The sequence below is a fragment of the Microbacterium horticulturae genome (assembly GCF_029094505.1).
Taxonomy (GTDB): domain Bacteria; phylum Actinomycetota; class Actinomycetes; order Actinomycetales; family Microbacteriaceae; genus Microbacterium; species Microbacterium horticulturae.
In genome coordinates this window covers 1,181,090-1,199,855 of sequence record NZ_CP119108.1, presented here as the reverse complement: position 1 = coordinate 1,199,855, position 18,766 = coordinate 1,181,090, and the positions used below count along the sequence as shown (strand labels likewise).

The following is an 18,766-nucleotide window of genomic DNA, read 5'->3' as shown; positions in this document are numbered from 1 at the left end:
CGTCGATCCAACGAAGATGTTATTATCTACGCATGAATGCAGATAGTAAGGTTTGTGGTCGGATGCCCGAGAGCGACTTCGTCGAGCTGGCGGTTGAGATCTTCGGGATGCTTGCCGATGCGACGCGCGTGCGGTTGATTCTGGCGTTGCGTGAGGCCGGGGAGCTGTCCGTGAACGACCTGGCGGAGATGGTGGATAAGGCCCCGCCGTCGGTGTCGCAGCATCTTGCCAAGCTCCGGCTGGCGCGTATCGTCTCGACCCGGCAGGACGGGACCCGGGTGTTTTACCGGCTGGAGAATGAGCACGCGTCGCAGCTGGTCCGAGATGCGATCTTCCAGGCCGAGCACTCCCTGGGCGGCACCCCCCGCCACCACCACCCGGAGGCGGCCACGGTAGAAACCGCCTCCGCAGAACCGCGCCTTCAGAGCGCGGACGTATGAGCATCCTCACCGAACCGGGGCTGCGCCCTGGGGGCCGGGCACTGCCGAAGCCACCATCGATCTTCGTCACCGGGGCACGTTTGCCCGAGGTGCGGTGGGCGGCTCTTGCTCTGTTGCTGTTTCTGGTCGCGTGGCCGCTGCAGGTGGCCGGTGCCCCGGAGCCGGTGTGGTGGACGCTGTATCTTGTCGGGTACGTTGCGGGCGGGTGGGAGCCGGCCTGGGCGGGTCTGACGGCGCTTCGGAACAAGGTTCTCGACGTGGATCTGTTGATGATCGTCGCCGCGATCGCCGCCGCCGCGATCGGACAGGTGTTCGATGGCGCGCTTCTGATCGTCATCTTCGCCACCAGCGGCGCCCTTGAAGCTCTCGTCACTCAGCGCACCGCGGACTCCGTGAGCAGCCTCTTGACGCTCGCACCAGAACACGCCACACGCCTCACCCGCCGCCGGGACCGTGAGGACCTGGCGGAGGTTCCGACATCCGCTCTGGAGGTCGGGGATCTGATCCTGGTGCGCCCCGGTGAGCGCATCGGCGCGGACGGGATCGTGGTCGACGGGGTCAGCGAAGTCGACCAGGCAGCGATGACCGGGGAGTCGATGCCGGTCCGACGCGGCGAAGGGCAGGACGTGCTCTCCGGAACCGTGAACGGCACCGGCGCTCTCACCGTCCGGGTCACCCGCCCCGCCAGCGAGTCCGTCATCGCCCGGGTGGTGACGATGGTGTCCGAGGCCTCGGAGACGAAGTCCCAACGGCAGATGTTCATCGAGAAGGTCGAGCAACGATATTCCCTCGGTGTGGTCGCGGCGACCCTGCTGGTGTTCTTCGTCCCGTTGATGTTCGGTACCGACTTCCGGGAGGCGCTGCTGCGCGCGATCACCTTCATGATCGTGGCATCTCCGTGTGCGGTGGTCCTCTCCACCATGCCGCCGTTGCTCGCGTCGATCGCGAACGCGGGACGGCACGGGGTGCTGGTCAAATCCGCGACCGTGATGGAACGCCTCGGCCGGACCTCGCTGGTCGCGTTCGATAAGACCGGAACGCTCACCCACGGCGCCCCCGTAGTGAGAGACGTCACCGCACGGCCCGGGCACACCCGCCAGTCGGTGCTGGCGTGGGCGGCCGCTGTAGAGCAGCACAGCGAGCACCCGATCGGGCGGGCCATCGTCCGCGCCGTCCCGGAGGGCACCACCCCTGCTACGAACTTTCGGGCGATCCCCGGCCACGGGGTCGAAGGGGTCGTCGACGGGCGCCTGGTCCGCGTCGTGCAGACGGTTGACGAATCGGGCACGGTCGGCACGATCGTGGACGTCCTGGTCGATAATGAACCTGTCGGAACGCTCACCCTCGATGACGCACTCCGCCCGGACGCAGCCTCCTCGGTCGCACGAACCGAAGCCCTCACCGCATCGCCGGTGCACCTGCTCACCGGGGACAACGACCGCACCGCCACAGACATCGCCGCACGCACCGGGATTCGTGTCGTCCACGCCCGGCTGCTCCCCGCTGACAAGGCTGACGCGGTGAAACGACTCGAGGATGACGGCGCCACCGTGATGGTCGTCGGCGACGGGGTCAACGACGCCCCCGCTCTGGCTGCGGCCAGTATCGGCGTCGCGATGGGTCGGCACGGCTCCGACCTGGCCCTGGATACTGCAGATGCGGTGATCATCCGCGACGAGCTGTCGGCGGTGCCGGCGGTGATCAACCTGTCTCGCAAAGCGCACCGGTATGTGGTGGCGAACCTGATCATCGCCGCGACCTTCATCACCGTGCTGGTGACATGGGACCTGATCGCCACATTACCGTTGCCGCTCGCGGTGGCCGGACACGAAGGATCTACCGTCATCGTCGCCCTCAATGGGCTGCGACTGCTACGTAAGAGCGCCTGGACATGAGAACCACTTGCCGCCCAGCCCTGTCTATCGGAGGCCGATCATGACACCCAAACGTCCCGCCGCGGCCGCGTCCGCGTTGGATTCCGAGAACGCGCTGGTCATCGTCTGTCGCGGCGGTGACTGTGGGAGCCGGCGAAAGCACCCCGCCGTCGATCATGCCGCGCAGCTCACGACCATCCGTACCCGCGTCGGCGGCGCGGCCGAGGTGTTGGTCAGCAAGTGTCTCGACGCGTGCGAGCACTCCAACGTCATCGTCGTCGTCCCAGGACAGGAAGATCGCACCCGGGGAGCCGAGCCGGTCTGGCTGGGCGAGGTCAATGACCCCGACGTCACCGCCGATCTGATCGACTGGGTCACCTCTCCCACACCTTGGTCAGTGCAGCCGCCCACGCTCGTCGACATCCACACCTTCACCCCCACCCGCCGCAGCCGCCACGAACTGGAAGATCCGGACACGGTGCCCGCAGCGCGCCCTACCCGTCGCGGCCGGAAGAGATAGGCCCGACAACTGGTCGTGACCCCGATCTTTCAAGGACGTCCGGTGAGGGGAGCGCAAAGGCGGGGTGCGTCGTGGTCCCATGGTGAGCGCTATTCAGTGGGGCATGCACGCTCCGCTGATTCCTCGAACACCGGCACGGGTCGGGTCTGTGCTTGCTCAGCTGTTGCCGCGACGCCATTGCGTTCGATGTCTTGGATGAGCCAGTCCATCTCGAGAATCTCGCGGCGTTGCGCTTCGCTGATCTCGACAGCGAGCTCGCAGACGCGGACGTCCTGGATTTGAGCGCGTTCGGCCCGGGTGATCGCCATGGAGTGGTGGGGAATCATGGCGCGCATGAAGGCCGTGTCGTCAACAGTGATCTGACTGCGGTCGAGGACGACGCCGCCTCCGATCAGCAGCACGCCCGCGGTGATGATGGCGATGTTGGCTTTGGTGTTCTTGTACATGCTCAGCATCCAGCCGAGCATGATGAGCACCATCGTGCCACCCATGGTGAGCGTCATGAACACCCGGCTTTCACTGAAACGGACGTGAGCCCATTCCCAGGAGCCAACGAACATCACCCAGTACATCACCACCATCGCGGTGAGTATCATCGCCGCGAATCGGATGTACATGTTCATCTGCTTGCGGGGCTTGTGCTGTCCCTGATCGGTGCCGGTTTTCTTGTCTGTCGGCATGAAGGTCGGCCCTCCTTTTCGTTTCGGTGTTTCGGCCGGGGCCGGAGGTGTCGAACCGTGGTCAGAGGGCTTGGAGCAGTTCGGTGCACGCTCGCTCGCAGCGTCGGCACGCTTCGGCACAGATGCGGCAGTGCTCGTGCATGTCTTCGTGTAGCTCGCATTCGCTGGCGCAGCTGGCGCATGCAGTGCGGCAGGCCTCGAGCGTTGCTCGGGTGAGGTTGGCGTCGTAGCCGGTATGGCGGGACAGTATGCGTGCTGTTGCATCGCACAGGTCGGCGCAGTCGAGGTTCGTGCGGATGCATTTGATGAGATCCGCGACCATGTCTTCGCTGAGGCAGGCGTCGGCGCATGCGGTGCAGGCCTGTGCGCACTCCACACACGCGTCAATGCAGGTGGAGAGCGCTTCTTGGTCGATACCGCCGAGATCCTTTGGATACGTTCGCAGCATTTCTGCGGTGGTGGACATGGCTGTTTCCTTCCGTCGTTGATCGTTCGACGATTACTACGGTTCGCGCGCCTCAGCGCGACTGCAAGGGGGTTGTATGCCGTATCCCCGTGGGGTAGCCGACCAATGCTGGCAGCGACGCCGACCTCCGCTGGCGCTACTCGCGCGTTTTGGCGATCGCGAGGAGCGCGGCAAGCCCGTCGGGTGTTCCTGGCCAGTTTCGCTCAAGGGCGTCCATGCCGGCGTGTGTGATGGCGAAGCGCAACCCGATCGCGACGAGGATCGCGTCGTCGAGGTATCCGAGTACCGGGATGAAGTCGGGGACCAGGTCGATCGGTAACAGCAGATAGACGAGAAGGCCACCCAGCCACCACCGGGTAGGGCGCGGCACACCCTTGTCGAAGGCCAGACGTTTGATGAGCCGGACGGCGTCGGGGGCCAGACGGGCCATTTCCCGCCAATCGATGGAGCGGTCAGCTCGCCGGTAGTGAACAAGCAGCGCAACAATCAACGCACCCCACAAAAGCGCGATACCACCGAGGACACTGAGAAGAATCTGCAACCAGAACGGCATGCGTGCGGACCTCAGCTCACCGGGGATCGCCCGCGACCCGGGACTCCCGGATCGGACACCCCTCCGCGAGGCGACACCGCACCCGTGCCATCCGTGTGTTCGTGCGACTGCTCGCGTGCGTGATCGTCGCCGCTGGAGTCCTCCCCGGCGGCGGAATCAGCAGGAGGGGGAGTCCTCCCGGGGCGGTAGGGCGAGAGTTCCGGATCGGAGTGGCGGATGCTCTGGATGACGAGCAGGCCGATGCCGACGAGGACGACGGCGAAGGATGCCCAGATGTTGGCGGGGATGCCGAGGGGCGCATCACTGGTGGGATCGATGCGGATCGCTTCCAGCCCGCTGCGACCGAGGCCGTACCAGACCAGGTAGAGCGCGAGGCTGCGCCCCCAGCCCCGAACGAAACGCCGCTCCAGCGCAACGATGAGGGCCGCACCGAGCAGGTTCCAGATCAGCTCGTACAAGAACAGTGGATGAAACAGGGTGCCCGCCGGTGCACCGTCGGGGAACATCGGTGCAGTCGGCAGGATCTCCAATCCCCAGGGCAGCGTGGTGGGGAGGCCGAAAAGTTCCTGGTTGAAATAGTTCCCGAGCCGGCCGATGGCCTGCGCAACGAGCAGAGCGGGAGCCAGCGCGTCAGCGAAGACCCAGAACCGGAGCCCGGCGCGACGGCACCCGATATAGACGCCGAGCGCACCGCCGAGAAGGGCCCCGTAGATCGCGTTGCCGCCGTCCCAGATCGCGAACACGTTCCACAGGTTCGCGTCGGGATAGAAATAGTCCGTGACATGGGTGAACACGTGATAGAAACGCGCGACGACGATCCCCAGCGGTACCGCCCACAACGCGACGTCGATGACGGTCCACGCGGCAACTCCGCGTGCGCGAAGCCGGCGGTCGGTGATCAGCACCGCGGTGATGATCCCGGCGATGATGCACAGCGCATAGACATGCACGGTGAGCGGGCCGATCTGGAAGCTCGCCCACGAGGGATCCGGGCTCGGGATACTTAGCGGTGCGACGATCACGGTGCCTCCTCCAACTCGACTTCGACTAGGAACCTTACGCAACGGCGTGCCCATGGCAACCGACTGGGTGACCCGGCATCGCTCCACCGCAATAGAGAACGGGGACATCCGAACCAAGACCTATCTTAGTATGTAAGCATGCATGCAGATACTAATATAGATCGGTTGCAGTCGGATGGCCCGTTCGTTGAGGTGGCGGTGGAGGTGTTCCGGTTGCTCGCAGATGCGACACGGATTCGCATCGTCCTCGCCCTCCAAGAGGGGGAACTGTCGGTGAGCGCTCTCGCCGAGCTCGTGGACCGCAGCCCTGCGGCCGTGTCGCAGCATCTCGCGAAGTTGCGGTGGGGGAAGATCGTGCGGGTTCGCCAGGACGGCAACCGGATGTTCTACCGGCTCACGGACGAGCACGCGCAGCGCCTGGTCACCGAAGCGATTCTGCAAGCGGAACATGCTGTCGAAGACACCCCTCGGCACCACTCATGATCCAGGTTCTTCGCAACCGGACGTACCGGTCGCTGTTTTCCGCGCAGGTGATCGCACTGGTCGGCACGGGGCTGCTCACCGTCGCACTTGGTTTGCTGGCGTTCGATCTGGCCGGCGCGGCAGCGGGATCGGTGTTGGGGACCGCGTTGACGATCAAGATGGTCGCGTACGTGGGCGTCGCACCGCTGATCGGCGCGGTCGTGGACCGGCTCCCGAAGAAGGCCGTCCTCGTCAGTGCCGACGCGATCCGGCTGTTGATCGCAGCGATGCTGCCGTTCGTGACAGAGACATGGCAGATCTATGTGCTGGTGTTCGTGCTGCAGTCCGCATCCGCGACATTCACGCCCGCGTTTCAGTCGCTGATCCCTTCAGTGCTCCCCGAACCACGCGACTACACTCGAGCGCTGGCCCTCTCCCGCCTCGCGTACGACCTCGAAGCATTGCTGAGCCCTCTCCTCGCCGCGGTCCTCTTGACCGTGATCAGCTACAACAACCTGTTCCTGGGCACTGCCGTCGGCTTCGCCGCATCAGCCGCGCTAGTAGTGACGACCAGACTCCCGGCGCTGTCACACGATCAGCCGGCATCCTCGTTCTGGCAGCGCCTATCGACCGGGATGCGGGTATTCGCCCGCTCGCCCAGCCTGCGGTTTCTGATGCTCACCAACATCGTCGTCGCGGCCGGCACCGCGCTCGTTCTGGTGAACTCCGTCGTCTACGCCAAGGGCGTGTTCGGTTTCGACGACGCAGCCCTCGCCGTCGCCCTCGGCGCTTACGGCGTCGGCTCACTGGTAGTGGCGTTGAACATACCCTGGGTCGTCGAGCGGATCGGAGTGACCCGCACCATGCTTACCGGCACGGCCGTGGTGGCAAGCGGGCTTGTTGCGGCGATCGGTGTCACGATCATCGCCGTCGACACAGGTACCGGGTGGTGGGCACTGCTGATCGTCTGGCTGATACTCGGCGCCGGAACCTCACTGATCAACACGCCCTCCTCAAGGCTGCTCGCGGAAGCCTCCACGCCAACGAACCGGAACCTCGTCTACACCGCCCAATTCGCGCTATCCCACGCCTGCTTCCTCATCACCTACCCGCTCGCCGGATGGCTGGGCGCCACAAGCCTTCCCGCCGCCGCCGAAGCCCTTGCGGGCGTCGGCGTCCTCGGCACAATCGCTGCGCTCCTCCTCCACCGCCGCCAAACCCCGCCCGCAGACATCGATCACCTCACGACAACGACCTGAAGAACCCACGAAACGCGCGATGGCCGCGGTGGCTTCCACTGAGATCTACCGCCGGCTTCCTCTCCGCCAAGGACGTAGGGCATCTACTGCGCAGCAGTCAAGGCGGTCATAGAAGAGTCGGCTGCCGACGGAATTGGCTAGAGAACCCGCCACATCGCTGGTGGGACGATCAGCGGGCGGCATATTCAGTGGTTGCGGACATGCACCAGAGACCGCGATTCGACCCAGATCGTGTACCCGCAAGCGCGGCGAGGGGTCACATACAGGAGCGTTTGGCGGTGCGTCAGCCGTGGCCGATGTTGAGCGCGGCGAGTTGGTCGGAGGTGCCGCGCGCGATTAGGCGCAATTCCTCATCGCTTTCCTCGGTGCTCCAATCCACGAACGCGCAGCAGCGCCGTTCGACCGCGACGAGGTCTCGCAGGCGCAAGATTGAGTCCTCGACTTTCGCGTAGTGAACGGTGAGTTGTGTGTCGGTGCGTTCGGAGGACTGCGCGTAGTCGGCGTCGAAGGCCTGCCACTTCTCAACCTGCGCCTTGGCCTCGGCGATGGTGGGCAGAGTGCACGCGATCGGAGCTTCGTTGAAGGGGCCGTTGTGTGTCATCGAACCGTCGCCTCTACCTCTTCGTTGTCGAGGTCCTCGAGGACTTCGAACGGGGACTCCACATCGCCGCGCCACGCCTCGATGCCTTCACGGATTGCGAGTACCGCCACGACGAGGGCGGCAACGGAGTCGGCCCACCACCAACCGAACAGGCTGTTGAGGGCGAGGCCGATGAAGACTGCCCCTGAGAGGTAGACGCAGAGGATGAGCTGCCTAGCGTCAGCCATGACGCTCTTGGAATCCAGCTCTCGACCGGTGCGCACCTCGAACCAGGCAAGCAGCGGCATGATGACCAGGCTGAGTGCCGTGATCCCGAGCCCGAATGGGCTGTGCGCGGGCCCCTCCACCCGAATAAGGCTCAGGACAGCATCGATTGAGACGTAGGCGGCGAGGGCGAAGAAAGCGAGGCCGATCACCCGCACCGTAACTTTCTCCCAGCGCTCCGGATCTTTCCGCGTGAACTGCCATGCGATCGCGGCCGCAGACAGCACTTCCACGATGGAATCAAGGCCAAACCCGATCAGGGCCGCGGAGGATGCGACAGTACCTGCCCACACCGCCACGATGGCTTCGATCACGTTGTACGTGATCGTAAACCCCACGATGAAACGGACGCGACGGTGCAGCCTAGAGCGACGTTCAGCGGTCAGGGATGTGCTCATGCGTTCACTGCCGTTCCGCAGCATCCAGGGACGCTGCACGATTCATCGACGCACGGGGCGTTCTCGTCAACAGATAGCGTCACATCCACGAGAGCGGTGAGAGCGGCCGCCAAGTGAGGGTCGGCGATTTCGTATCGCGTCTGCCGGCCCTCCGGCTCTGCCACGACAATCCCGCAGTCCCGCAGACAGGTCAGGTGGTTAGAGACATTCGACCGGGATAGATCCAACGATCGCGAGAGCACGGCCGGGTAGCTCGACCCGCCGAGCAGCGTCATCAGGATTCGAGAGCGGGTCGGATCGGCCATCGCTCGACCGAGACGGTTCATCACATCGATACGAGAAGCTATAGTCAGCATTTGATGACTATACAGTGAGCAATGACCAATTGGAAGCTTGGAGAATGAACGACATGCGCTCAAGGGTGGAATGGCTGGAACGATACCAGGTCGCGCTTTACCTCATCGCCCTTCTCGTCGGAGCGGGAGTCGGCCTGCTGGTCCCTGGTGTCGCGCACCCGGCCGAGGGCGCGATCAACCCTGTGCTCGGGCCACTGCTCTACGCGACATTCCTCGGAGTGCCGTTCGCAAAGATAGGCCAGGCTTTCCGCGACTGGCGCTTCCTGATCACGGTGCTCGTGGTGAACTTCGCCCTCGTTCCGGTGGTCGTGTTCCTCCTGTCGCGCATCGTCGCACACGATCAAGTCCTGCTGGTCGGTGTGCTGTTCGTGTTGCTGACACCATGCGTGGACTACGTCATCGTGTTCACCGGGGTCGCCGGTGGTGCCAGAGACCGGCTCCTCGCCGCAGCACCACTACTGATGCTCGTGCAGATGCTCCTACTCCCGGTCTACCTGTGGCTGTTCGTCGGCAATGAGTTCGTCCGCGCCGTCGACCTTGCCCCGTTCGTCGAAGCTTTCCTACTACTCATCGCGCTACCTCTCATCGCCGCCGGGCTGACCCAGTTTCTCGCAGTCCGCACCCGCGCTGGAAAGGTCCTGCAGGAGATCGTACTGGGGGCGATGGTGCCACTGATGATGCTGACCCTTGCGGTAGTTGTCGTCTCACAAATCGGCGGCGTCTGGCAACAACTCGCTTCGTTGCTCCGGGCCATCCCGGTTTTCTTTTTGTTCGCCGCGGCCATGATCCCCATTGGTGCTGCAGCAGGGAGGATCGCTCGACTTGACGTTGCAGGGCGTCGAGCGATCGTGTTCAGCGGCGCCACGCGCAACTCCCTGGTTGTCCTCCCGCTCGTCCTTGCGCTGCCGGCAATCTTCGACCTTGCCCCGCTCGTCGTCGTCACGCAGACGCTCGTCGAGCTCGTCGCCATGGTTCTCTTCGTCCGACTCATCCCGCGCCTACTCCCGGCCCATGCCTCGGAACGTGCGGACTCCTAACCGCGTTGGACCTGGACGCTCCGACACCTTCCACGACGTCAGCGACTATGCAGTTGCATCAGGCGATCATTACTTGGAAGCGCGTCTTTACCGAAGACTGCCAAGCACAGGCCACCGAGACTCGCAAGCTGGACGCCCACCGGGACTCCTGCCCCGGAATGACACACCGGTGCCGACGCGTGTGGTTCCGGCAGGCGGACATTCCCGTAAGACCCGCCCGAGAAAATGCCTGGTCAGGGGACGCTAAACGCTACAGCGGATCCGGTGATGAACTGCTCGCCGGGTCCGCTCAGTTTGCTTACTTTCCCGTGTCCCACGCGTGGGTGTTCTTCGTGTGGGCGAGGCGGCAGGAGTCGCTGCCGGTTTCGATGATGTTGCCGCCGAAGGTGAGACGGTCCACGATCGCAGCGCAAAGCCGCGGATCAGTGAGAGTCTTCGTCCAGCCGGAGAACGACGAGGCAGCCTTCGAGTCTAACCCCCAACGGGTTCCTCACGAAGCCGGTCGGACTAGCTCGACTCGTCACCGATCCACGGGCGGTGCTTGACTCCCTTGACGCGCAGCAATAGCACACGGTCCAGCCTGGGCACCCCCGACGAACGATCAAAGCAAATACGAGAATCCTCGGTCCGGAAGTTGTAGACCCGGCCGTCGACGGTCACGTCCAGCCCGTACCTGGAGTGCATTGTGCAATGGCGCGGGTACCCGCGCACCTCTGTGGCATGAGCAATAGCCCTGCAGGAACGCCACTCGGATCGCCCATCGCTTTCCCCCTCGCAGTCATCACGGTCAGCGAGCGCGGAGCCATAAACGTCAGCTGCAACGGAAACGACTTCCCGCCTCCAACGCCGGACGCGCCTTGGAGCCGCGCACGGTTTGGTGATCTTCTTGATGCGATATCCGAACACCGCTCCCACACCGTCCGAGTTGAGGTGCACGAGTTCGATGGCTCGGTGTTCACCGACATCGTCCATGCGGTGCGACGAGAGCAAGCCATCGCAGACGTTCAGTCACCCAGCACGATGCGGCGAGCGCGGCACCGCCCAACGGATCAGCTGATCGAGGTCACCGGGTCCGGATTCGTCCCTGGCGAGGACGTCACCGTCGCGCTGTCAGTCTCCAGTGCTGAAGGATCCGCTGACGGGAGCGCTCGTGCGGTCATCGATATGAGCCAACTCGTGGATCACCGATCGGAGATATTGCTCATCGGACGCGTCTCCGGCGTCATCGTCACCGAATCTTTGCCATCGTGAGTACCCCACACGGTCAGGGTCGGGGTTTCGGCGATGAGTTGACCAACTTCCTGATGATCGCGTTGATCGCAGTCTTCGGGGTCGCCGTCGTCTTGCGAGCTGCGGGTTCCGTTGCGGCATTCCTCGCTGGCACTGCGCAACCTCAGGTCGGGATTGCTGGCGGAGTCACCCTGCTGTTCAGCCCGACAAATCCGGCCGAGGTGCTGCAGGCGCCCGGTCTGAATGCAATTCTCTACTGGTCGATTGCAATACTGCTGCTCCTCATTCTCGGCAGCGCTATCGGGTGGGCTTGGGTCCGTTGGCGTCGGCACTCACACAACGTCGATACCGATCCACGGCGGCTCGCGGGAACTGCCAGCAGTCACGAGGTCGCAACCAGTGCGTCGGCGAAGGCACTCCTGCGCCGAGCTGCGACGCTTCGCCCTTCACTGGAACAGCCAGAACCCGCGGACGTGGGCTACCTGCTCGGGCGCTCGCACGGCAAGCAGGTGTGGGCCAGCGTCGAAGACTCGATCCTTCTCATCGGCCCGCCGCGTTCAGGTAAGGGCCTGCACATTGTGATCCCAGCGATTCTCGATGCGCCGGGTGCAGTGGTGACGACGTCGACCCGGCCCGACAACCTGACGGCAACGATGCGCGCACGCGAACGGTTCGGTCCGGTCGCCGTCTTTGATCCTCAGCATCTTGCTGAAGGCGTCTCCTCTGGGCTGCGGTGGTCGCCTATTCGGGGCTGCGAGGACCCGTTGACCGCGATGATTCGCGCGACTGGTCTTGCAGCGGCCACCGAGCTGTCCGCTGGCGGCGTCGAGGGTGGAGGGTTCTGGGAAGGAAAGACCCGCATCGCTCTGCAGGCGCTCCTACATGCGGCCGCGCTCGATCATCGAAGTCCGGCTGAGCTGTTCCGATGGACCCTCGACCCATCAGCCGCCGCGGAGGCAGTCGCCATCCTGACGGGCTCACCGCTGGCAGCCACGGGGTGGGCGGATTCGCTGGAGGCAACGCTCGACGCCGACCCGCGCACGCGCGACAGTATCTGGCAGGGTGTTTCGCTCGCATTGTCGGCGCTGGCCGACCCCAGAGTGCTAGATGCTGTCAGCCCGGCAGAAGGCGAGCAGTTCGATCCCGAGCGTTTCATCCGCGACCGTGGCACGCTGTATCTTCTGGCGACCGGCGTTGGGGCCGGGAACAGCGCAGCTCTCGTCGCAGCTCTCGTTGAAGACCTTGTCGAGACCGCCCGCCGAATGGCTGCTCGATCACCCGGCGCACGGCTCGATCCGCCGCTACTGTTTGCGCTCGACGAGATCGGAAACCTTGCGCCGCTACCCTCACTGCCCACACTCATGGCAGAAGGTGGCGGCACCGGGATCACAACGATGCCGGTGCTTCAATCCCTTGCCCAGGCGCGGGACAAGTGGTCTGAGAACAAGTCGGCAGCGATCTGGGACGCCAGTATCGCGAAGATCATCCTTGGAGGCGCCTCGAACTCACGAGACCTTCAAGACCTCTCCACGCTGATCGGCGAACGCGACGAGTTCACCGACTCCGTCACGCTCGGTGACCATGGCTCGCGTTCCAACCAGCGTTCCATCCGTCGCGTACCGATCCTGCCGCCCGACCGCATTCGCACGTTGCCGTTTGGCACCGGGGTCATCTTGCTCCGGTCGGCGCCCCCGATCGTCACTGACCTCCACCCCTGGCCCAAGCGCCCCGACGGTCAACAGCTCAAAGCGGATCGTGCAGCGGTTGAGTCGCTGTTGAGACGCCCTGCCACGCCATGATCCGCGCTGGGGCGCAGCGCGCACCTGTCTGTTGCAGCGGCCATCACATCCGATGGCCGCCCCAACAAATCAAGGAGTCGTCATGTCCATCGACACCCAGCAAGCCATCACAGGATTCATCGCGACCGAGCCCCGTCTGACCTACACCGAGGACGGCACCGCGCGGTTCTACGCGCGGATCGGCATAGAGCATTCTCAGCAGACCCCAGACGGAAGTTTCACGCAGCTCGACCCGTCCTTCCACGACATGAGCGCCTTCCGGCGCGCAGCCGAAGAAGGAGTCGCGCGATTCCACAAGGGCGACAAGTTCATCGCCACTGGACGCGTGCGCGAGTACAGCTACGAGAAGGACGGCCAGAGCGTCGCGGCCGAGGAGTTCATTGTCTCCCGCTTCGGTCACGACGTCGCACGCACCCAATACGAGGTCGATCGCGGACCCCATCGCGACAGCAACATGCGCGAGGCGACCGGTCGTGATGCGTCCCCTTTTGAAGCCCCCGCCCGAGCACGAGCGCAGTCAGATGCCGCTCCTGCGGTCAGCATCTGAGCAGGAGCGGTCATCATGAGTGACTTCGTTCCCACCGCTGAAGCACACGAAGGGCGCGACGAGGATGACGACGACGAATCGCTGGTCGCTGAACCACCGCATCCGATCAACTGGAATCTCCTCACCGCGAACGACGCGGAGGTTGAGTGGCTGGAGCTGAATCGCTGGGTCTACTGGCTCCGCCGCACTTACGGACTCCCCGCCGCAGTGATCCCGCCCTACTGGCATCGTCACCCCGAACTCGTGTGGGAGCTGTCAGCGCTGCACCTGCACTGGCTGTGCGCCTACGACCCCAACCAAAACGGATCCGCACCACTGGGGTGGCATCGCGATTTTGCGGATGCTCGCCTCCGCCTCCGGGACTGGGTAGCTACTTCCGGGACCCGACTCGATCGTGATCGCCCCACACGGCAAGCCACCTGGCCCGGGGAGGAGCCGCCTACTCCCTCTGAAGAGTCAATGATCACCGACCGGGAAGCCGACTTTGTCGAATTCGTCGTTGATGATGTTCAGCATCGTCAAACGGCTGAGGACGAGTTCTACCGTTCGCTCGGCGATCCTCCGCTGGAGGAGTCATGAGCAACGCGGTCGAGGCGACTGCGCCCGTCTCACCATTGCTGGATAGCCGAGAGGTCGCCTCGTACCTGAAGGTCTCCGAATCGACATTGTCTCGATGGCGCTCCGCGGAGACCGGGCCACCATTCATCAAGCTCGGCGGTATCGCCCGATACCGGCTCGAAGCCATCGACCAATGGCTACAGAACTTGGAGCCGCACCATGGCGCGCCCAGTTGAGCCGATGCCAGAGTCCTCACCCCGACCGGTGCCACCGATCGGGGTGAGGATCTCCACCGACATGGAACGACGCTCCTACGGAATTCGAGCGCGGGCACGCTGGACCGATCCGCTCACCAAGCAACGCGTGATCCGTACCGAAATCGTAAAAGACGAGGCAACCGCACGCGCATTCTTCGAAACGCTCCGGAACTCTTCGGTCAAGGGAATGGACGTCTCGATGACGCTCCTGGAGTTCTTTACCTCGATCGAGGATCGATGGGCACGCGGCCTCGATATGACCTCCACCGGAGACAACTACCGGTACGGTCTTCGGCTCCGAGTGCTCCCGGCGCTTGGCCATCTGCCCGTCACTCAGATCACCGCGGGAATGATCGACCGCACGATCGACGACTGGGAGAAGCAGTACGGCGCATCGACGATTAAGAACACCATCGCCCCACTCGTGCGGGTACTCGACGAAGCCGTTCGCGACGGCCTGATCACAATCAATCCCGCCAAACACCGGGCGAAGCGGAGTCTCCACAGAAACGCCTTCCGAATCCAACCCGCCGAAGATGCTGCCCCGCGCGCGCACGCGATCCCTGATCTGCAGAAACTGAACCAGCTCGCCTCCGCCTGCGGCACTGTCCATCAGTCCTATTCAGACTTCGTGATGCTCGCCGCTCTACTGGCAGCTCGTTCTTCCGAAGTCTCCGGGCTTCAAGTCGGAGACGTGGACTTCACAAAGAACCTCGTCATCATCAGACGACAGGTCTTTCCCGGCAGGGGCGGCCTCATCACCAAGCCAACCAAAAGCCGCAAAGAGCGTCGCGTGCCGATTCTCGACCCACTCCGGCCAGTCCTGAAACGACTCTGCGCGTTCAAGCAATCAGACGCACCACTCCTCGTCGGTCCGCGTGGCGGTTTCCTTACGACAGCCACCGTTCGCGACGCCACCAGCTGGGACCAGGTTGTTGCTGACCTCGGCCTGCCCAATCTCACACGACACGGTCTCCGACACACCGGCGCCACCTGGCTCGCCGACGCCGGAGTCCCCCTCCATGTCCTCCAAGAGATCCTCGGACACGCCTCAATCGAGACCACTCGCGGCTACCTCCACCCCGATGACCGCCACCTCGCCTCCGCCGCAGAACAAGCCAACGCCTTCCTCAGCAGAGACACTCCTCGGAACCCATCGCGACGACCGCGGCAGGGCACGGGACGCGGGCTGTGACCCGCTCCGTCGCCGGTATTCACCGTTCTGGTCCCCTTTTGGTCCCCTTATCCACAGACAGGGCATCGCGACGGATTCTGTCATCCACGGGTCGACCACGCCAACCTGTCCGGGGGGACCAGAGGGGGACCAGAGAAAACGACGTTCAGAAACAACAAATCCCTGATGAAAATTGCTTCTCATCAGGGATTTTCTGTCGGGCTGACAGGATTTGAACCTGCGACCCCTTGACCCCCAGTCAAGTGCGCTACCAAGCTGCGCCACAGCCCGTGGCATTGTTTTTCAGTTGTTCGGGCCGACCGAAGAGTGGTAAACCACTTAACCCCCAGTCAGGTGCGCTACCAAGCTGCGCCACATCCCGATGCCCACCGGAGCGGGCAACTCGTCCATCTTACCCGGTCCAAGCGAGCACCGCGAACCGCGGCATCCATTGCCGATGTCGGACCCCACCCCTACCGTGGACCGCATGTCGACGATCACCATCGAACCCGCAACGCAAAGTCGCTTCGCGGACACCGAGCATGCCCTGACCGGCGGGGGCGACGGCGCCTCATGCCAGTGCCAGTGGTGGCTGATGACGAGCCGCGAGTTCGACAGCACCAGCCGCGAAGAGAGAGAAGAGCGGCTGCGCATCGAACTCGGCACGACGCCCTCCCCCGCCCTCATCGCCTATGTCGACGGCGTCGCCGCCGGCTTCGTACGCGTGGGCCCGCGCATCAAGCAGCCGAGACTTGCGCGCACGCGCAATTTCCAAGGGTCGCCGAGCCCCTGGGACGAGCCCGATGTCTGGGCCGTCACCTGCTTCGTCGTGCGCCGCGAATACCGCAACCAAGGGTTGAACAGAAGGCTGTTGGATGCCGCCATCGTCCACGCCCGTGAGAACGGCGCCCGCGTGCTCGAGGCGTATCCGGGCGACACGAGCGCGAAGAAGATCCCGGCGAACGATCTGTTCGTCGGCGCTCTCTCGACGTTCGTCGCGGCGGGGTTCCACGAAGTCGCCGACCGACCGAAGCCGCACCGCACCATCGTGCAGCTCGACCTGACTCAGGGGTGACGTCGTGCATCCCACTCGACGGCCACGACGGCCAACGCGAGAAACACGGCCGTTGCGGCGAGGGATGCCGGCGGCACAAGCGCCGAGAAGAACACGAGCACCGCCAGGCCGATGACGATCACCGACGTCACGCGCGACACGTGAGGCCGCAACATCACGAACCACATCGCCAGCATGAAGGCCGCGACCGGAACGGTCAGCACGAAGGAGGCCATCGACGCCGACAATGCGGTGTGGCCGGTCGCGACATCCACTCCTGCTCCGATGCCGGCCGAGACGGCGCCCGCTGTCGCGAAGATGACGTAGTGCGCGTAGCCGAAGCCGAATCCGCTGTCGATCTCGGCCAGACGTGCACCCTGCTCACGCTCGAAGTAGAGCCACCACATGCCGGCGGCGATGACGAGTCCGGCAGCGGCCAGTCCCGCGAGGGCGAGCACGTGGGCGCCCTGCCCGCGTGCTTGGAAGATCGCCGTCGCCGACGCCAGCACGCTCTCACCCAGGACGATCAGGGTGAAGCAACCGTAGCGGTCGGCGATGTGGTGGGGATGCCACGCGGTCCTCCCCTGGCGCTCGGCGATGACCGGTACGACAACCTCGGCGATCATGAGGACGAAGAACGTGACGAGCTGCCACGTAGCGTCCAACAGGTAGAGGCGCGCGACCCAGAGCACCTGCACGATCGTGATGCCGACAGCGAAGAACAGTGCGGTGCGGCGCGAATCCGGGTCGGATATAGCGGCCCGCAGCCACTGCCCGACCATCGCCAATCGCATGATGACGTAGCCCCACGTCACGAGCGTGAAGTCGTACGTGGTCATGGCGTCATGCACGCCCGCAGCGAGCACGAGAACACCGCCCATCTGGGCGATCGTCATGATGCGATATGCCCAGTCGTCGGTGTCGAACGCGGAAGCGAACCAGGTGAAGTTCATCCACGCCCACCAGATCGCGAAGAACACCATGAGGTACGACAGAGCGCCTTGGGCGACGTGCCCCTCGCTCACGAGCTCGTGCAGGTTGTCGGCGGCTTGCGACACAGCGACGACGAACACGAGGTCGAACAGCAGCTCAAGGGGCGAAGCGGTCCGGAACGGCTGGGCGCGATCGCGCGCAACCATGCGGCGCAGACCCGCGTGCGATTCGCTCACGGAGTGAGCATACGATGGACGACATGCCGACGCGGACGTCCACCACCTCGAGCGTGGCGGGCTTCCTCCGTACGCGGTGGTCTCCGCTCTGCAGGTGGTCGCACTGTGGATCGGCGTTGACGGTCTCGCGGTCGTCACCAAGCTGCTGCTGATGCCACTGCTCGCGCTGGCTGTGCTGTGGGCACGACGCCTGCGCAGTGCGCCCCTCGTGCTGCTCCTCGTGGCGATCGGGTTCTCGTGGCTGGGTGACGGCACGGCACAGTTCTTCCCCTGGCTGCCCAACCTGCCGATGATGCTCCTGTTCTTCGGGATCGCGCACCTCGCCTACATCTGGCTGTTCCAGCGTCACCTCGCCGTCCAGCGCGTGCCGGCGTGGGCGCTCGTGTATGTCGCGTGGTGGGTCGGGATGCTGGTGGTGCTGTGGCCGCACCTCGGTGATCTGCGCTGGGCGGTCGCGGTCTATGGTCTCGTGCTCGGCGGGACCGCGGCATCCACCGCCCGCAGCGTGCCGATGGTGGCGCTGGGTGGCGCCTTCTTCCTATGCTCGGACACGGTGCTGGCCTTGCGACTGTTCCTTCCCGACGCGATGCCGTGGTGGACCAGCCCGCTGGTGATGCTGACCTACTGCCTCGGGCAGGGGCTGATCGCGGCCGGCGTCGTGAGCGAGAAGAAGGCGCGTCGTGGCTGAATCGGTGCGAGTGGATGCCTGGCTCTGGGCCGTCCGCGTGTACAAGACGCGGTCGGCGGCCACGACCGCCGTTCGGGCCGGGCATGTGCGGGTCAACGGCGAGCGGGTCAAGGCTGCGCAGCCTGTGCGGCCCGGCGACGAGCTGCGGGTACGGATCGCCGGGTTCGACCGGATTCTCGTGGTGCGGCAGCCGATCGCCAAGCGCGTCGGGGCCGCCGTCGCCGCGACCGCGATGGAGGACCGCACTCCCCCGCGCGAGCCGACACCGAAATTCGCGGAGCGTGACCGCGGAGCGGGCCGCCCGACCAAGCGCGAGCGGCGCGAGATCGATCGGCTGCGCGGGCGGTGAGAGACTGGT

General features: G+C 64.5%; 22 protein-coding genes, 1 tRNA gene and 2 pseudogenes. 15 read left to right on the top strand and 10 right to left on the bottom strand.

Translation table 11 applies throughout. The features are described from left to right. The first annotated feature begins 32 nt into the window (after positions 1-32). Genes PU630_RS05600 through PU630_RS05590 form a run of 3 tightly spaced genes read left to right on the top strand, consistent with a single transcriptional unit; the run spans position 33 to position 2,834 of the window. The gene (locus tag PU630_RS05600) at positions 33-440 is read left to right on the top strand and encodes an ArsR/SmtB family transcription factor (RefSeq protein WP_051513712.1); all 408 of its coding nucleotides are present in this window, start codon (positions 33-35) and stop codon (positions 438-440) included. Further along, positions 437-2,335, top strand: coding sequence for a heavy metal translocating P-type ATPase (locus PU630_RS05595; protein WP_051513710.1), 1,899 nt, complete (start codon positions 437-439; stop codon positions 2,333-2,335). Before PU630_RS05600 ends, PU630_RS05595 begins: the two co-directional genes overlap by 4 nt. Before the next feature lie 40 nt (positions 2,336-2,375). Continuing rightward, complete coding sequence (locus PU630_RS05590) at positions 2,376-2,834, top strand: hypothetical protein (protein ID WP_051513709.1); 459 nt, start codon at positions 2,376-2,378, stop codon at positions 2,832-2,834. 89 nt (positions 2,835-2,923) lie between these two features. Here the strand turns inward: PU630_RS05590 and PU630_RS05585 are convergent, their stop codons facing one another. From PU630_RS05585 to lgt, 4 genes and pseudogenes are all read right to left on the bottom strand, one after another. Beyond that, the gene (locus tag PU630_RS05585) at positions 2,924-3,514 is read right to left on the bottom strand and encodes a DUF305 domain-containing protein (RefSeq protein WP_221625365.1); all 591 of its coding nucleotides are present in this window, start codon (positions 3,512-3,514) and stop codon (positions 2,924-2,926) included. A gap of 61 nt (positions 3,515-3,575) precedes the next feature. Continuing rightward, on the bottom strand, positions 3,576-3,980 hold the full coding sequence (locus tag PU630_RS05580) for a four-helix bundle copper-binding protein (RefSeq protein WP_141880425.1): 405 nt from the start codon (positions 3,978-3,980) through the stop codon (positions 3,576-3,578). Between the two features lie 229 nt (positions 3,981-4,209). After that, positions 4,210-4,308, bottom strand: a pseudogene (locus PU630_RS05575) (YkvA family protein); the annotation flags it as partial. A gap of 236 nt (positions 4,309-4,544) precedes the next feature. Then, the gene (gene lgt, locus PU630_RS05570) at positions 4,545-5,555 is read right to left on the bottom strand and encodes a prolipoprotein diacylglyceryl transferase (protein WP_246081369.1); all 1,011 of its coding nucleotides are present in this window, start codon (positions 5,553-5,555) and stop codon (positions 4,545-4,547) included. A 138-nt stretch (positions 5,556-5,693) separates the two neighbouring features. Between lgt and PU630_RS05565 the strand changes: the two genes are divergently transcribed. Continuing rightward, a complete protein-coding gene (locus tag PU630_RS05565; protein ID WP_275279369.1) occupies positions 5,694-6,038 on the top strand; it encodes an ArsR/SmtB family transcription factor in 345 nt (114 codons plus the stop codon). Next, positions 6,035-7,276 (top strand): MFS transporter, encoded by a 1,242-nt coding sequence (locus tag PU630_RS05560; protein WP_051514050.1) that lies wholly within the window; start codon positions 6,035-6,037, stop codon positions 7,274-7,276. The genes PU630_RS05565 and PU630_RS05560 overlap by 4 nt, the downstream gene beginning before the upstream one ends. Before the next feature lie 283 nt (positions 7,277-7,559). Here PU630_RS05560 and PU630_RS05555 read toward each other — a convergent pair whose 3' ends face one another. From PU630_RS05555 to cmtR, 3 genes are read right to left on the bottom strand one after another with little or no spacing between them, the layout of a single operon-like run. Then, the gene (locus PU630_RS05555; RefSeq protein WP_036301234.1) at positions 7,560-7,877 is read right to left on the bottom strand and encodes a hypothetical protein; all 318 of its coding nucleotides are present in this window, start codon (positions 7,875-7,877) and stop codon (positions 7,560-7,562) included. Continuing rightward, positions 7,874-8,539: a cation efflux transmembrane domain-containing protein gene (locus PU630_RS05550; protein WP_036301243.1), complete on the bottom strand. Its 666-nt coding sequence runs from the start codon at positions 8,537-8,539 to the stop codon at positions 7,874-7,876. Before PU630_RS05550 ends, PU630_RS05555 begins: the two co-directional genes overlap by 4 nt. Further along, a complete protein-coding gene (gene cmtR, locus PU630_RS05545) occupies positions 8,536-8,895 on the bottom strand; it encodes a Cd(II)/Pb(II)-sensing metalloregulatory transcriptional regulator CmtR (protein WP_081766446.1) in 360 nt (119 codons plus the stop codon). The genes PU630_RS05550 and cmtR overlap by 4 nt, the downstream gene beginning before the upstream one ends. A gap of 53 nt (positions 8,896-8,948) precedes the next feature. Here cmtR and PU630_RS05540 point away from each other — a divergent pair, with 53 nt between their 5' ends. After that, a complete protein-coding gene (locus PU630_RS05540; protein ID WP_036301240.1) occupies positions 8,949-9,932 on the top strand; it encodes an arsenic resistance protein in 984 nt (327 codons plus the stop codon). A gap of 298 nt (positions 9,933-10,230) precedes the next feature. Here the strand turns inward: PU630_RS05540 and PU630_RS05535 are convergent. Then, a pseudogene (locus PU630_RS05535) lies at positions 10,231-10,386 on the bottom strand (ATP-binding protein); the annotation flags it as partial. A gap of 497 nt (positions 10,387-10,883) precedes the next feature. On the opposite strand from PU630_RS05535, the gene PU630_RS05530 reads away from it, so the two are divergent. From PU630_RS05530 to PU630_RS05505, 6 genes are all read left to right on the top strand, one after another. Next, the gene (locus PU630_RS05530; RefSeq protein ID WP_243419913.1) at positions 10,884-11,183 is read left to right on the top strand and encodes a hypothetical protein; all 300 of its coding nucleotides are present in this window, start codon (positions 10,884-10,886) and stop codon (positions 11,181-11,183) included. A gap of 53 nt (positions 11,184-11,236) precedes the next feature. After that, positions 11,237-12,961 (top strand): type IV secretory system conjugative DNA transfer family protein, encoded by a 1,725-nt coding sequence (locus PU630_RS05525; RefSeq protein ID WP_425459824.1) that lies wholly within the window; start codon positions 11,237-11,239, stop codon positions 12,959-12,961. Positions 12,962-13,043: 82 nt separating this feature from the next. Beyond that, the gene (locus tag PU630_RS05520; protein ID WP_036297570.1) at positions 13,044-13,508 is read left to right on the top strand and encodes a single-stranded DNA-binding protein; all 465 of its coding nucleotides are present in this window, start codon (positions 13,044-13,046) and stop codon (positions 13,506-13,508) included. A gap of 15 nt (positions 13,509-13,523) precedes the next feature. Next, positions 13,524-14,087 carry a hypothetical protein gene (locus tag PU630_RS05515; protein WP_036297572.1) on the top strand — a complete coding sequence of 188 codons (564 nt, stop codon included), beginning with the start codon at positions 13,524-13,526 and terminating at the stop codon, positions 14,085-14,087. After that, a complete protein-coding gene (locus PU630_RS05510; RefSeq protein WP_036297574.1) occupies positions 14,084-14,302 on the top strand; it encodes a helix-turn-helix transcriptional regulator in 219 nt (72 codons plus the stop codon). The genes PU630_RS05515 and PU630_RS05510 overlap by 4 nt, the downstream gene beginning before the upstream one ends. Positions 14,303-14,363: 61 nt before the next feature. Further along, on the top strand, positions 14,364-15,518 hold the full coding sequence (locus PU630_RS05505; RefSeq protein ID WP_246081370.1) for a tyrosine-type recombinase/integrase: 1,155 nt from the start codon (positions 14,364-14,366) through the stop codon (positions 15,516-15,518). 196 nt (positions 15,519-15,714) lie between these two features. On the opposite strand, the gene PU630_RS05500 is transcribed toward PU630_RS05505, so the two are convergent. Continuing rightward, positions 15,715-15,788 (bottom strand) — tRNA-Pro (locus tag PU630_RS05500). A gap of 196 nt (positions 15,789-15,984) precedes the next feature. Here PU630_RS05500 and PU630_RS05495 point away from each other — a divergent pair. Then, complete coding sequence (locus PU630_RS05495) at positions 15,985-16,572, top strand: GNAT family N-acetyltransferase (protein ID WP_275279366.1); 588 nt, start codon at positions 15,985-15,987, stop codon at positions 16,570-16,572. Here PU630_RS05495 and PU630_RS05490 read toward each other — a convergent pair. After that, positions 16,563-17,720: a low temperature requirement protein A gene (locus PU630_RS05490; protein ID WP_275279365.1), complete on the bottom strand. Its 1,158-nt coding sequence runs from the start codon at positions 17,718-17,720 to the stop codon at positions 16,563-16,565. The two genes, PU630_RS05495 and PU630_RS05490, sit on opposite strands and share 10 nt — an antisense overlap. 94 nt (positions 17,721-17,814) lie before the next feature. Between PU630_RS05490 and PU630_RS05485 the strand changes: the two genes are divergently transcribed. After that, on the top strand, positions 17,815-18,408 hold the full coding sequence (locus tag PU630_RS05485; RefSeq protein ID WP_275279364.1) for a lysoplasmalogenase: 594 nt from the start codon (positions 17,815-17,817) through the stop codon (positions 18,406-18,408). Beyond that, positions 18,401-18,757 (top strand): RNA-binding S4 domain-containing protein, encoded by a 357-nt coding sequence (locus tag PU630_RS05480; RefSeq protein ID WP_275279363.1) that lies wholly within the window; start codon positions 18,401-18,403, stop codon positions 18,755-18,757. The genes PU630_RS05485 and PU630_RS05480 overlap by 8 nt, the downstream gene beginning before the upstream one ends. Positions 18,758-18,766 lie beyond the last annotated feature (9 nt).

Bases quoted from the DNA above. Each gene is read 5' to 3' on its own strand.
- PU630_RS05600 (WP_051513712.1), top strand. From the start codon at position 33: ATGAATGCAGATAGTAAGGTTTGTGGTCGGATGCCCGAGAGCGACTTC.
- PU630_RS05595 (WP_051513710.1), top strand. From the start codon at position 437: ATGAGCATCCTCACCGAACCGGGGCTGCGCCCTGGGGGCCGGGCACTG.
- PU630_RS05590 (WP_051513709.1), top strand. From the start codon at position 2,376: ATGACACCCAAACGTCCCGCCGCGGCCGCGTCCGCGTTGGATTCCGAG.
- PU630_RS05585 (WP_221625365.1), bottom strand. From the start codon at position 3,514: ATGCCGACAGACAAGAAAACCGGCACCGATCAGGGACAGCACAAGCCC.
- PU630_RS05580 (WP_141880425.1), bottom strand. From the start codon at position 3,980: ATGTCCACCACCGCAGAAATGCTGCGAACGTATCCAAAGGATCTCGGC.
- PU630_RS05565 (WP_275279369.1), top strand. From the start codon at position 5,694: ATGCATGCAGATACTAATATAGATCGGTTGCAGTCGGATGGCCCGTTC.
- PU630_RS05560 (WP_051514050.1), top strand. From the start codon at position 6,035: ATGATCCAGGTTCTTCGCAACCGGACGTACCGGTCGCTGTTTTCCGCG.
- PU630_RS05555 (WP_036301234.1), bottom strand. From the start codon at position 7,877: ATGACACACAACGGCCCCTTCAACGAAGCTCCGATCGCGTGCACTCTG.
- PU630_RS05550 (WP_036301243.1), bottom strand. From the start codon at position 8,539: ATGAGCACATCCCTGACCGCTGAACGTCGCTCTAGGCTGCACCGTCGC.
- cmtR (WP_081766446.1), bottom strand. From the start codon at position 8,895: ATGCTGACTATAGCTTCTCGTATCGATGTGATGAACCGTCTCGGTCGA.
- PU630_RS05540 (WP_036301240.1), top strand. From the start codon at position 8,949: ATGCGCTCAAGGGTGGAATGGCTGGAACGATACCAGGTCGCGCTTTAC.
- PU630_RS05525 (WP_425459824.1), top strand. From the start codon at position 11,237: ATGATCGCGTTGATCGCAGTCTTCGGGGTCGCCGTCGTCTTGCGAGCT.
- PU630_RS05520 (WP_036297570.1), top strand. From the start codon at position 13,044: ATGTCCATCGACACCCAGCAAGCCATCACAGGATTCATCGCGACCGAG.
- PU630_RS05515 (WP_036297572.1), top strand. From the start codon at position 13,524: ATGAGTGACTTCGTTCCCACCGCTGAAGCACACGAAGGGCGCGACGAG.
- PU630_RS05510 (WP_036297574.1), top strand. From the start codon at position 14,084: ATGAGCAACGCGGTCGAGGCGACTGCGCCCGTCTCACCATTGCTGGAT.
- PU630_RS05505 (WP_246081370.1), top strand. From the start codon at position 14,364: ATGGAACGACGCTCCTACGGAATTCGAGCGCGGGCACGCTGGACCGAT.
- PU630_RS05495 (WP_275279366.1), top strand. From the start codon at position 15,985: ATGTCGACGATCACCATCGAACCCGCAACGCAAAGTCGCTTCGCGGAC.